Source organism: Caulobacter sp. ErkDOM-E (genome assembly GCF_048541895.1).
In the GTDB taxonomy this organism is placed as follows: Bacteria; Pseudomonadota; Alphaproteobacteria; order Caulobacterales; family Caulobacteraceae; genus Caulobacter.
Genome location: NZ_CP183331.1, coordinates 3,722,486 through 3,734,464 on the forward strand (window position 1 = coordinate 3,722,486; position 11,979 = coordinate 3,734,464).

An 11,979-nucleotide genomic window follows, 5' to 3' on the forward strand; every position below is an offset into this window, starting at 1 on the left:
GGTGAGTTCGCCCGGACTCGCCCCCTCCGCGCTGCGCGCTCCTCCGCCGGAGGGGGAAGATGTTCGGCGTGATTGCTTCACCCAAGCAAACCCCGCTACGCTCAAACAACTGTTCAACCTGCCGAGACCGCGCCCATGACGACCGCTGAGACCCTGCCCGGCGTCGAGATCTGGCGCGGCGGGGTGAACACCTGGGACTGCGACGAGATGGGGCACATGAATGTGCGCCACTATATCGTCCGCGCCATGGAGGGCCTGGCGGGGCTGGCGGCGGAACTGGGCCTGCCCCACGCCTTCACCCCCTACGCCAACGCCACGCTGCTGGTGAAGGAGCATCACGTCCGCTTCCTGCGCGAGGCCCATGCCGGCGCGACCCTGCACATGCTGGGCGGGGTGATCGAGATCAGCGACACCGAAGCCAAACTCCTGCAGCTGCTGGTTCACTCGGCCACCGGTGAACTGGCCGCCACCTTCCAGACCACGGTCGTCCACGCCACGCCGCGCGAGGGCGAGGTGTTTCCCTGGCCCAGGATCACCCGCGAGCGGGCCGCAGCCCTGATGGTAGAGGTCCCCGAGAAGGCCCGCGCCCGCAGCATCGACCTGTCGCCCTTCACCCCCACCGCCAGCCTCGAGCGCGCCCAGGCGCTGGGTCTGCAACGGATCGGTCTGGGCGCCCTGTCGCCGACCGAATGCGACGTCTTTGGCCGCATGCGCGCCGAGCAGTTCATCGGCCGGGTGTCGGACGGCATCGGCAGCTTCATCGGCCCGTTCCGCGATGTGATCGTCGACCACGCCGACCACAAGCCGACGCGGTTCGGCGGGGCGGTGCTGGAATACCGGCTGGCCTATCTGCGCTGGCCCCAGGCCGGCGACCGGGTCGAGCTGCGCTCGGGTCTGATCGGCGCCGATCCGCGCACCATGCGCATGGCCCACTGGATGATCGATCCCGCCACGGGCCTGGCCTGGGGCACGTCAGAGGCCGTGGCCATCACCTTCGACCTCGACGCCCGCAAGGCGGTGCCGATCAGCCCGGCGGCGCAGGCGGCGCTCAAGGCGTCTTCGTTGGCGGGGCTGGGGCTGTAGCGGCCGAGCGCTCGAACCCCCTGAATCCTGGTCCGCAGCCAACGCTCAACGCAGACGTGTTGATCGTAGGTTCGGGGTGGGTCGAGAGCAGAGGCCCGCACCTTTCCCACAAAAAAACCCGTCATCCCGGGGCTTGCCCCCGGCTCGGTTTCGCCGCCCGGGATGACGAGCGTTGTTGGGCGAGAACGGGGATAGGCTGCGCTCAATCCCCGTTCTCTCTGGAACAAACTCAAGCCAGATCAACGGCTTGTAAAATAGTTGATCGCGCCAATCAGACGCGCCCAAACCGCCTGCATAATCAATCTCACCTGACAGCACGGGAAGGGCGTCCGGCCGGCGACCAGCGACGGCTGTCAGGGGTGATCGAGCGGGCCACCGTTCGGGCGTATGCCCGGGCGGCCGGTTAAAGCGAGGGCGGGTGACGTAAACCCGCCTATCGGGGGCAAGCCAAGGCCTCCGCCCGTCCGAAGGTTCGCTCCGGGTTCCTCCGGAATCGGCGTGGCTGCAGCCCAAGGCTGGGTCCGTCGCGAGGAGGATGAAACCCGGGTGGGGCAAAAGGCTGAACAGGCCTGCGCACCCCGGCCAGAGGGATAACGATCACGCGGAGCGTTCGTCTTCGTCGAAACGGTATTCAACTATCCAATCATCCGGGCGAGGCCCGGACGCTCCGCGACCCTTCCCATTCCCATCGCAGCGAAAGCGCGAGGCCGCGAAGCCGTGGCTGCTCCCCCTCTGGGGGAGCTGTCGCGAAGCGACTGAGGGGGCCGTCACCGCCATCTCGGAGCTGCCCCCTCCGGCCCTCCGGGCCACCTCCCCCTGGAGGGGAGGATCAATCGCTAGCCCCGTCCGTACCGCATCTTCGCCAGCGCCGTGACCAGCTCGCTGGCCAGGTCCATCGGCTTGATCCCGGCCTTCCACTTCTCGAAGGCCATGACGTTGTCGATGCGGGCGTCCAGATGCGTCAGGGCCGACGCGCGGCCCGAGGCCATGTCGACGGCCAGGGTCGAGACCAGGATGCCCGACAGAATCGCCCGCTTGGAATAATGGTTCTCGTCGGTGGCCGTATCGCCCGCCCAGCGCCAGAGCACGTCAGCGCTTTCCCACGTCAGGCGCAGGGCCAGGGCCAGGTTGGTCGGGAAGGCCAGGAAGGCGGCCAGGGCCCGCATGACCTCGGCGTCGGCGGCCACGGCGTCGAGGCGGGCCACCATACCGGCGCGGATCTTTTCGCGAATCTTCAGCGTGCCGGGATCGAGAGCGGCCAGGGTCCGCAGCGCCGCCGCGTCATGGCGTCGCGACAACAGGGCCGCCAGATCCCTTGCGCCTTCGGGCAGCAGCAGCTGGGTCTCGCCGGGCGACAGGCCCGCCGCCTGGGCGGCGCGCTCGGTCAGCCGGGCGTTCCAGCCGGCGGCCGGCGCCAGGCGCACGGCTTCGTCCAGCACCCGCTGTTCGGCCTCATCGGCCCAACTTCTTTCCGTCTGGTTTCCGTCTTGGGCTGCCTTGCTCATGAATCCGAGTCTACACCGTGGTTTAGGCCGCGTCGCGCATGGACAGGGCCCATTCACTCTGCTATCAGCCGCCCCTCGTTTCCCGGAAGCCCCTCTTCCGGATTTATCAGGTTTTGTTCGCCCGCCCGGCCCCTGAGAGGGACTCGGGACATTGGTCGGGCCGTCGAATGGAGAGAGACCCCTGGTCCAGATTTTCGTCCGCGACAACAACGTCGATCAGGCCCTCAAGGCCCTGAAGAAGAAGATGCAACGCGAAGGCTCGTTCCGCGAAATGAAGCGGCACGTGCACTATGAGAAGCCGTCGGAAAAGCGCGCCCGTCAAAAGGCCGAAGCGGTTCGCCGCGCCCGCAAGCTGGCCCGCAAGCGCGCCCAGCGCGAAGGCCTGATCCCGATGCCGAAGAAGCCGGTCGGCGCGCGGTAGGCTCTAGCCTCACCGTCGAAGACTCTCGAAAGCCGCGCGGCGACCCGCGCGGCTTTCGTCGTTTTGGGCTGCTACTGAGCGGCCTCGCGCGGACCGGCCACGAAGGCCACGGCCTTGACGATGCGGTCGGCGAAGTCGCGGCCCAGCAGCCGGGTATGGCTGGCCGCCTCGACATGGTCGACCAGACCGTAGCGCGAGGCGTTCGCCGGCGCCGCCTGGATCGCCTTCCACGCCTCGCGGCCCTTCAGGGGGCCGGCGGTGACCACGGCCACCGGCCAGGCGGGATCATAGGGCGGCTGCAGGGCGGCCTGGTCCGAGGCCATGGCCCACAACTCGACCTCGTCGGCCGAGGTGCGGTTATGGCGGCCACTGGCGAAGGCCCAGCGCTTCTCGGCCCCGGCCGCCTTGGGCAGGCCGATCTTGTCGCCCATCCCCGTATGCGCCAGCGGCTTGTAGAGCCCCAGCGCAGCGCCCCGCGCCGCCCAGCGCGAGGCCGTCGCAAAGGCCTTGATGAAGCCGCTCATGCGGGGGTTCAGGGCCGCCTCGGGCGTCGCCGCGTCGACCAGGACCAGGCCCGCGATCTTGCCGGGGTTCTGGCCCGCATACTGGCGCAGCCGCAGCCCCGCCATCGAGTGGCCGACCAGAATGTAGGGCCCCGGCTCGCCCGAGGCGACGACCAGCTTTTCAAAGTCCGCGACGATGGCCAGGCCGTCACGCGGCGCCGGTCCAGCCGGCGAATAGCCCATGCCGGCCCGGTCATAGGCGCAGGAGCGCCAGCCGGCCGTCGTCAGGGCCTCCTGGGTGGCGCCCCAGTCCGCGGCGAAGCCAAAGGCGCCGGCCTCCAGCCAGACCGCAGGGCGATCGCTGCGCGGGCCTTCGCAGACCAGGCGCAGGCTGCGCCCAGGATCGATCTGGACCATCTCGCCGCGAGGACGAGGCGCGCTGGCGGCGCTCATCACGCCGCCCAGGGCGATAAAGGAAACGAGAAAAGCAGCGACACCGGCAAAACCGCGAACGAGGACCTTGAGCATGGTCCTTACCTTACCGGGCGATCGTGACGCGTCGAGGGCCCTGTCTCAGCTATCGGCGACGGAATTGCGGGTCTGGACCCGTCCGGCCTTGCTCTTGGTCGGCTTCACACTCTCTGGCCAGTTGGACACCTGGGCCATCCGCACCTTGCGGGGCACGCGGGCGGCGGCGCGCAAAGGCAGGTCGTCAGCCTCGGCGAAGGTCTGTCCCAGGAAGAAGGAGGGATTGAGAGGCTTGCCCTTGCGGCGCAACTCAAAATGCAGGTGCGCGCCTGTCGAGCGGCCACTGCTGCCGACATAGGCGATCGTCTGGCCGCGCCGGGCGTACATCCCGGGCTTAACACCCCGCGCTGTGGCGCCCAGATGGGCGTACATCGTCCTGAAGCCGTCCTTGTGGGCGATCTCCACGAAACGGCCGTACGAGCCGCTGGCGCCCACTCGGACGACCACCCCGTCTGTAGCGGCCCGGATCGCCGAACCGGTCGGTGCGGCGATGTCGACGCCCTCATGCAGCCGGCCGTTTTCTTCCCACGGCAACTGGCGAAGGCCGAACGGCGAATTGACCACGCGGCCCGGCAAAGGGGTGTCGAACACGAAGGCCGGCGGCGGCGGAGGCGGTGGCGCAATCTCGACAGGCGGCGCCTCAGCCACGGGCGCGGACGCCAGGTCGGGTTCGCCGGCGAAGGCCCGCAGGGCCGAGCCCGCGTTGAGCGCGCATACCGTCGCCAGCGCGCCTGCCAGGGCAAGGAAGGCGGCGCGGGAATAGGCAGGTCGGGCAACGAGGGTCTGTGACGTCAAGAATCCGCTTCCTCAAAGACGAGCGGTCGACCTGGGGACCGTGCGAAGGCGCACTTGGTCTCACAACGACCTTTCGTGATCATGAATCGACGGGTTAGATGACGGTATTATTGGGCGAAAGCTGGGCTTAGCTTAACCATTCATCCACCTTTAGGCAGATGATCAGTGACGTTATGGACGCGTACTCTATGGCGGAAAATCTTCACTGGGATTTCGACAACAATATTCACCCAGCCTCGTCAAGAGTAACGCCGGTGCGGGTCAGGGAAAGACGAGGCGTCGCCCGCCGACCCCACTTGGCGATGCTTGGCCTTCGCAGGCGCGATCAGCCGCGACGATCCCGAGAACAGGATCCACAGGCCTGAGCGCCGTTCCGGCCAAGACAACCAGCGCCCTCCCCGACGCGGCCCGGTCCCGGAGCGGTGCGACACCCTGTCGCGACACCGTGGCGCGGGTGAGGACCACGATCACCCCGCGCCAACGCGGCAGCTATATCTCCAAACATTACTGAAATTTTATTCCATTAAACGCATGTAATTCTCTAAATTAATCGTCATGACTGAGACGTAACGGGACTTAACGAACATTCGCAAGTACACCTCTGGACATGGGGCGCAGCAAAGCGCCGGACACAAACTAAAAACGAGGGATTACTTCAAATGCGCAAGTTCATCATGAGCCTGACCACTGTCGCCAGCCTCAGCCTGGCCGCCATTCCCGTCTTGGGCCTGACCCAGGCCGCCAACGCCGGCGAACTGAAAGCCCGCATCGCGGTCAGCGACCTGAACCTGTCCAACCCCGCCCAGGCCGCCGTGTTCAAGGCCCGCGTCGACAACGCCGCCCGGACCCTGTGCCGCGCCAAGATCCGCAACAACACCGCCAGCCTGTCCTACGGCGCCTGCCGCCTCGAGGTCCGCCGCGAAGCCGACCGCCAACTCTCGACCAGCCAGCGCAAGGCCCTGAAGTTCGCCGCCAGCGCCGCGCCCGTCGAGATGGCCGCCCGGTGAGTTCAGGCCAGGCGACACCCGGAAACGACAAAGGCCTCAGGATCACCTGAGGCCTTTGCTTTATCCGGGACGATCAGAGGGGAAGATCAGAGCCCCTTCACGATCCCCTCGACCATCTTCTTGGCGTCGCCGAACAACATCATGGTGTTGTCGCGGAAGAACAGTTCGTTCTCGACGCCGGCATAGCCCGAGGCCATGCCGCGCTTGATGAACAGCACCGTGCGGGCCTTTTCGACGTCGAGGATCGGCATGCCGTAGATGGCGCTGGTCGGGTCGGTCTTGGCGGCCGGATTGGTGACGTCATTGGCGCCGATCACGAAGGCCACATCGGCCGTCGAGAACTCGCTGTTGATGTCTTCCAGTTCAAAGACCTCGTCATAGGGGACGTTGGCCTCGGCCAGCAGCACGTTCATGTGGCCGGGCATGCGGCCAGCGACGGGGTGGATGGCGTATTTCACCTCGACGCCCTCCTCCTTTAGCTTGTCGCACATCTCGCGAAGGATGTGCTGGGCCTGGGAGACGGCCATGCCGTAGCCGGGGACGATGATCACCTTGCTGGCGTTCTTCATGATGAAGGCCGCATCGTCGGCCGACCCTTGCTTGACCGGACGGCTCTCGACCTTGCCGCCGGGACCCGCCACGGCGTCGGCGGCGCCGAAGCCGCCGAGGATCACCGAGACGAACGAGCGGTTCATCGCCTTGCACATGATGTAGGACAGGATCGCCCCAGACGAGCCCACCAGGGCGCCGGTGATGATCAGGGTGGTGTTTTCCAGCGTGAAGCCCAGGGCCGCCGCCGCCCAGCCGGAATAGCTGTTGAGCATCGAGACCACGACCGGCATGTCGGCGCCGCCGATCGGGATGATCAGGGTGACGCCGATGATCAGGGCCAGGGCGAAGATGCCCCAGAACGCCCAGATGGCCGCGCCGCCCGACATCACCAGCACCACGACCAGGGCGACGATGCCCAGGCCCAGGGCGATGTTCAGCAGATGGCGAGCGGGCAGCATGATCGGCGCGCCGCCCATATTGCCGTTCAGCTTGGCGAAGGCGATGACCGAACCGGTGAAGGTGATCGCGCCGATGGCCAGGCCCAGCGACAGCTCGATCAGGCTGTTGAGGTGGATGAGGCCATCCTCGCCGACGATGCCGTAGGCGGCCGGCGTATAGATGGCGGCCACGGCGACCAGACAGGCGGCCATGCCGACCAGCGAGTGGAAGGCGGCGACCAGCTGCGGCATCGAGGTCATCGGCACCTTGCGGGCGATGACCGCGCCGACGCCGCCGCCGACGGCGACGCCGCCGAGGATCAGGCCCAGCGTGATGACATCCAGCGCGCCCTGGCTCCACAGGGTGGCCAGGGTGGTGCCGACCGCGATGGCCATGCCGATCATGCCGTTGCGGTTGCCCGCCTGGCTGGTGGTCGGGCTAGAGAGGCCGCGCAGGGCCAGGATGAACAGCACACCCGAGACGATATAGAGGATGGCGGCGAGATTGGCGTTCATTCGGAGGTCCCCCCGGACGGCGGCGGCGCCTTGTCGGCGCGCAGATTGGCGAGCAGCAGAGCCGCGCCCATGCCGACGGCAAAGGGCGAGAGCCAGCGAAGGATGTCAGCAGCGCCGCTGGTTCCGGCCTGCAGGCCGATGGCGTTGGCGCTGAGCCCGATGGCGATCAGGACGAAGGCTGGCGCGAAGGCGGCGCCGTTGCCGGTCGCCATCTTGCGGGGCAGCATCATCGAGACGCAGGCGGCGATGATCAGGATGACGAGCGCAGCCAAGGTCAGAGTGGCGAAGCCGCTCACTTGGCCTTGTCCTTCTTCTTGTACATGGCCAGCATCCGCTGGGTGACCAGGAAGCCCCCGAAGATATTGACCGCCGCAAAGGCTGCGGCGATCGCGCCGGCCCCCTTGGAGATCCAGACCGAGCTGGTGGCGGCCTCGCCCGTACCGCCATGGGCGGCGGCGGCGAGCAAGGCTCCGACAATGATCACGGAGGAAATGGCGTTGGTCACCGCCATCAGCGGCGTGTGCAGGGCGGGTGTCACGCTCCACACGACATAGTAACCCACGAAAATGGCGAGCACGAAGATCGCCAGACGGAACACGGTGGGGTCGACGGCTTCCATGGGAGCCTCCCTTTCTATGCGCTTAGGCGGTCTTCAGAGATGGATGAACGATTTCGCCACCCTGGGTGACCAGGGCCGCCTTCAGGATCTCGTCCTCGAAGTCGGGGGCGAAGGCGCCCTCCTTGTTCAGGAACAGACCCGACAGGGCGAAGAGATTGCGCGAATAGAGCGCCGAAGCGTCGGTGGCGATCCGGCCCGGCAGGTTGGCCTGGCCGAGGATCTTGGCGCCGTTGGCGGTGACCACGGTCTCGTTCAGCTTGGCGCCGACGACATTGCCGCCCTGCTCGATGGCCAGGTCGACCAGGATCGAGCCGGCGCGCATCGAAGCGACCTGTTCAGCGCTGACCAGCTTGGGCGCGGGGCGCCCAGGGATGAGCGCCGTGGTGATGACGATGTCCTGCTTGGCGATGTGGGCGGACACCAGTTCGGCCTGCTTGGCCTGGTATTCCTTCGACATTTCCTTGGCGTAGCCGCCGGCGGTCTGGGCGTTCTTGAACTCGTCGTCCTCGACGGCGAGGAACTTGGCGCCCAGCGATTCGACCTGCTCCTTGGTGGCGGGGCGAACGTCAGTGGCGGTGACCACCGCGCCCAGGCGGCGGGCCGTGGCGATGGCCTGCAGGCCGGCGACGCCGACCCCCATGATGAACACCTTGGCGGCGGCGATGGTGCCTGCGGCGGTCATCATCATCGGCAGGGCCTTGCCATAAGCCTCGGCCCCCTCGATCACGGCGCGATAGCCGGCGAGATTGGCTTGCGAGGACAGCATGTCCATCACCTGGGCCCGCGTGATGCGCGGGATGAATTCCATGGCGATGGCGCTGACGCCGGCCTTGGCCAGGGCGGCGAGCGTGTCCTTGTCCTGGTGCGGATTGAGCGCGGCTGCGACAATGGCGCCGCTCTTGAGGGCGGCGATCTCCGCCGCTTCGGGCGCGCGCACCTTGAACAGCACGTCAGCGCCGGTGATGGCGGCCTTGGCGGTCTTGGCCAGCTTGGCGCCGGCCGCCTCATAGTCGGCGTCGGGGTAGGAAGCGGCGGCGCCCGCACCGGCTTCGATCACCACCGAGAAGCCGGCGGCGATGAGTTTCTTCACCGTTTCAGGCGTGGCGGCGACCCGCGTTTCACCCCCGCGGGTTTCTTTCGTCACGGCGACGACGGCCATCGGCATACCCCTCCCAGAGCGCTGCTATCCCAGTCAGCTTGCGCTGCTGTTTAGGGGATAGTCTTGCCTCTTGTCGAGGCGTTACGCGCGCGTCAGGGAGAAACTATGCCGATGTCCACCGGTGTCAGTGTGAGGAAGCGGGCTTTTCGCGAAGAAACACAATGCCCACGACAGCCAGCACGAATCCGGAGATCGCGCCGGCGAGGAAGCCGGCCGGCGTGCAGAACCACATGGTAATCGTCAGCAGCAGGACCGCGATCGCCAGCGAGCCCCACTTGGCCATGCCGCCAAAGGCGGCATAGGTCGCAGCTTGTTCCTGGATGTCCATTTCACCGCGGTGGTAGTCGCCGGCCATGTCGTCGTCCTCGTTGGGGAAGAAAGATAGTCCAGCCGCTTACAACGGCAGGCCTAAAGGCTCAAGCGGGCTATGCCCGCGACACTTTCGACGGTTACAGCCGCCATGCCGCCTCGGGGACCGACAATTGGCCGAAGAAAGCGCGAATAGTCGAGCGGCGGGCTATCGCCAAACAGGCCGATCGACGTGACGCCCACCGAAGCGGCCAGATTAAGCGGCCCAGAATCGTTGCCGATGAAAAGATCGGCCCGCGAGAGCAGGGCCGCGCCGGCGTCCAGCTTCAGGTCGCAGACATTGACGTTGATGCAACTGCGGTCGGCGCGTCTGAGTTCGGCGTCGACTGCGGCGCTGTCACCCGGTCCGCCCAGCCAGAAATGGGCGCCGCCGAGGTCCGACAGGGCGGCGCTAAGGCCGGTAAAGCGATCCAGCGGCCAGCAACGACGCGGCTCGCTGGCGCCGACGCCGTAGACGATCCACGGCTTGGGCAGATGTCCGAAGCGCTGCTCGACCATTTCCAGGGCGGCCGGGACAGGAAGCAGGGCTGGTTCGCGGCTGGCGACTTTCAGACCATGGGCCGCCTCGAAGGCCGCCAGCTTCTCGATCCGGTGGGCCGAGCGCATGGCGCGCGGCAAGAAGGGGCCGTGGGTCAGCCAGCGTTCCTGGCTGTGGCCCAGGCCAAAGCCGCGCCGCTCGCGTACCCCAGCCAGGGCGGCGCCGATGGCGGGACGGTCGATCTTTTCCAGGATCCACACCGCCCGCGGCCGTCGCAGGCGGCAGAGACGGTAGAAATCCACAATCTCGGCGAGGTGACGAAGGCCACCGGCGCGATACTCCAGATAGTCGACGACCTCGACACAGGGCTCGCCGGCCAACAGTTCGCGCGCCCGGCTGGACGAACGCGCGGCCAGCAGAACCCTGCCCTCCAGCGCCCGGGCGGCGATGGCCCGCAAGGTCGGCAGGTGCCACATCAGGTCGCCGACGCCCCGGTCGGGCATGTAGACCATCACCATCCCGGCCGGCGCCCCCCCAGGCGGCGTCATCGCCAGGCGGCGAGCAGGCCGCGCAGCCCGGCCACGAAGGCCAGGGGCTGGTCGATCATCACATGGTGGTCTGCGTCGGGGATCGGCACGAGCAGGACGTCCTTGGGCATCTGATCGATCATATAGCCCAGGGTTTCGTCATGCATAAGGTTGGACCGTTCGCCCCACATCAGCGCAGCGGGACAGGCGATGCGGGTCAGCAGGTCGCCAAGGTCAGGCATGGAGAACCGCTGCCAGATGGCCGGGTCGAATTTCCACGTCCAGCCGCCATCGGCTTCCTTCAGCGAGCGGCGAGCGATGTAGTCGGCGATAAACAGGTTCTCGCAGGCCTGGGGCGGGGCCAAGCGGAAGCGGGCCAGGGCCTCGGTCAGGGTCTCGTAGACCTTGTTGCCGAACCCCGCGCGCGGCGGCGGCCCCTTCCAGCGCTTTTCCGGCGGCTGGATGCTGGAATCGACCATGATGATCCCGCGCAGGCGGTCGGCATGCTCAACCCCGCAATAGAGGGTGGGAAAGCCGCCGAACGAGTGGCCGACCAGGATCGGCTTGACCCCGCCCGCCTCCAGCCCCGCCGCCTCGACCGCAGCAAACACCTCGGCCGCGAAACTCTGGGCCGAATAGGCCTCGCGCCAGCCCGAACCGCCCATGCCGGCCCAGGAGATCGCCGCCACCCGCCAGTCTTTCGCAAACCAGGGCGCGATGAAGCTCCACCAGTCGGCGTGGGCGCCGTTGCCATGCAGGAACAGCAGGCCCGGCTTGCCGACCTCGCCCCAGGTCAGGAGCTCGATGTCGACGCCATCGACAGGGATCGTCGAGCGCTCGGGTTCAATGGCCAGCGCCGCCTCGAACCAGGCTGGCGCGGGCGGCGTCTGGCCGTTGAACGCCACCAGGGGCGCGGGCAGGGGCGGCGGCGTGTGCAACAGTTGGTCGTCGGCCATGCTCAGCCCTCTTCCTTGAAGGCCAGCTCGCCCGGACGTGGCTTGCGCGCACTGAGGCCCTTGAAGACGCCGGTGCCGGTAATCAGGGTGCGGTCGCCCGACCAGATCCGGCCGCGCACGGTGAAGACCATGTCCTCCTCGCCGATCAGCTCGCCCTGCCCTTCCACCCAGTCGCCCAGCTTGGCGCCCGACAGGAAATCGCACATCAGCCGCACCGTGACCCAGCTGTAGGACTTCTGCAGCGAGATGATCCGCCCCCAGGCCATGTCGGCGAAGCTCATCAGCATGCCGCCGTGGCAATTGCCCAGGCCGTTGGTGTGGTGCTCCTCGACGCGGAAGGCCAGTCGCGCGTCGCCCGGCCCGCCCCGCTGTTCAAACAGTGGCCCGATCTGACGGCCAAAGCCGCGCGACCAGTTGAGTTGGCTGTAGCCATCGGGGATGGCGGCGGTCTGGGCGTCGGTAAGATCGTCGGACATGGAACAAATCCTAACGATCGTTTGAACAAAGCGGAACCCTTCCTCGAC

General features: G+C 67.1%; 14 protein-coding genes. 3 read left to right on the top strand and 11 right to left on the bottom strand.

What is annotated here, in order from left to right; all coding sequences use genetic code 11:
* The first annotated feature begins 135 nt into the window (after positions 1–135).
* On the top strand, positions 136–1,083 hold the full coding sequence (locus tag ACN2C7_RS18145) for a thioesterase family protein (protein WP_419318879.1): 948 nt from the start codon (positions 136–138) through the stop codon (positions 1,081–1,083).
* Between the two features lie 836 nt (positions 1,084–1,919).
* On the opposite strand, the gene ACN2C7_RS18150 is transcribed toward ACN2C7_RS18145, so the two are convergent.
* Positions 1,920–2,588, bottom strand: coding sequence for a COQ9 family protein (locus ACN2C7_RS18150; protein ID WP_419318880.1), 669 nt, complete (start codon positions 2,586–2,588; stop codon positions 1,920–1,922).
* 181 nt (positions 2,589–2,769) lie between these two features.
* Between ACN2C7_RS18150 and rpsU the strand changes: the two genes are divergently transcribed.
* Complete coding sequence (rpsU, locus tag ACN2C7_RS18155; RefSeq protein ID WP_085953736.1) at positions 2,770–3,009, top strand: 30S ribosomal protein S21; 240 nt, start codon at positions 2,770–2,772, stop codon at positions 3,007–3,009.
* Between the two features lie 71 nt (positions 3,010–3,080).
* On the opposite strand, the gene ACN2C7_RS18160 is transcribed toward rpsU, so the two are convergent.
* Together ACN2C7_RS18160 and ACN2C7_RS18165 are read right to left on the bottom strand one after the other, a co-directional pair.
* The gene (locus ACN2C7_RS18160; protein ID WP_419318881.1) at positions 3,081–4,040 is read right to left on the bottom strand and encodes an alpha/beta hydrolase; all 960 of its coding nucleotides are present in this window, start codon (positions 4,038–4,040) and stop codon (positions 3,081–3,083) included.
* A 45-nt stretch (positions 4,041–4,085) separates the two neighbouring features.
* Positions 4,086–4,835, bottom strand: coding sequence for a M23 family metallopeptidase (locus ACN2C7_RS18165; RefSeq protein ID WP_419318882.1), 750 nt, complete (start codon positions 4,833–4,835; stop codon positions 4,086–4,088).
* A gap of 659 nt (positions 4,836–5,494) precedes the next feature.
* On the opposite strand from ACN2C7_RS18165, the gene ACN2C7_RS18170 reads away from it, so the two are divergent.
* Positions 5,495–5,842: a UrcA family protein gene (locus ACN2C7_RS18170; RefSeq protein WP_419318883.1), complete on the top strand. Its 348-nt coding sequence runs from the start codon at positions 5,495–5,497 to the stop codon at positions 5,840–5,842.
* 86 nt (positions 5,843–5,928) lie between these two features.
* Here ACN2C7_RS18170 and ACN2C7_RS18175 read toward each other — a convergent pair whose 3' ends face one another.
* The 8 genes from ACN2C7_RS18175 to ACN2C7_RS18210 form a co-directional block, all read right to left on the bottom strand.
* Entirely contained in the window at positions 5,929–7,347 is a 1,419-nt protein-coding gene (locus tag ACN2C7_RS18175) for an NAD(P)(+) transhydrogenase (Re/Si-specific) subunit beta (protein ID WP_419318884.1), read from the bottom strand.
* Positions 7,344–7,643 (bottom strand): hypothetical protein, encoded by a 300-nt coding sequence (locus tag ACN2C7_RS18180; RefSeq protein ID WP_419318885.1) that lies wholly within the window; start codon positions 7,641–7,643, stop codon positions 7,344–7,346. Before ACN2C7_RS18180 ends, ACN2C7_RS18175 begins: the two co-directional genes overlap by 4 nt.
* Positions 7,640–7,966, bottom strand: a complete 327-nt coding sequence (locus ACN2C7_RS18185) for an NAD(P) transhydrogenase subunit alpha (RefSeq protein WP_419254104.1) — start codon at positions 7,964–7,966, stop codon at positions 7,640–7,642. The genes ACN2C7_RS18180 and ACN2C7_RS18185 overlap by 4 nt, the downstream gene beginning before the upstream one ends.
* A gap of 22 nt (positions 7,967–7,988) precedes the next feature.
* Positions 7,989–9,131 (bottom strand): Re/Si-specific NAD(P)(+) transhydrogenase subunit alpha, encoded by a 1,143-nt coding sequence (locus ACN2C7_RS18190; RefSeq protein ID WP_419318886.1) that lies wholly within the window; start codon positions 9,129–9,131, stop codon positions 7,989–7,991.
* Between the two features lie 118 nt (positions 9,132–9,249).
* Positions 9,250–9,480 (bottom strand): aa3-type cytochrome c oxidase subunit IV, encoded by a 231-nt coding sequence (locus ACN2C7_RS18195; RefSeq protein ID WP_419318887.1) that lies wholly within the window; start codon positions 9,478–9,480, stop codon positions 9,250–9,252.
* A gap of 53 nt (positions 9,481–9,533) precedes the next feature.
* A complete protein-coding gene (locus ACN2C7_RS18200) occupies positions 9,534–10,490 on the bottom strand; it encodes a glycosyltransferase family 9 protein (protein ID WP_419318888.1) in 957 nt (318 codons plus the stop codon).
* A gap of 26 nt (positions 10,491–10,516) precedes the next feature.
* Positions 10,517–11,455 (bottom strand): alpha/beta fold hydrolase, encoded by a 939-nt coding sequence (locus ACN2C7_RS18205; protein ID WP_419318889.1) that lies wholly within the window; start codon positions 11,453–11,455, stop codon positions 10,517–10,519.
* Positions 11,456–11,457: 2 nt separating this feature from the next.
* The gene (locus tag ACN2C7_RS18210; protein ID WP_419318890.1) at positions 11,458–11,931 is read right to left on the bottom strand and encodes a PaaI family thioesterase; all 474 of its coding nucleotides are present in this window, start codon (positions 11,929–11,931) and stop codon (positions 11,458–11,460) included.
* Positions 11,932–11,979 lie beyond the last annotated feature (48 nt).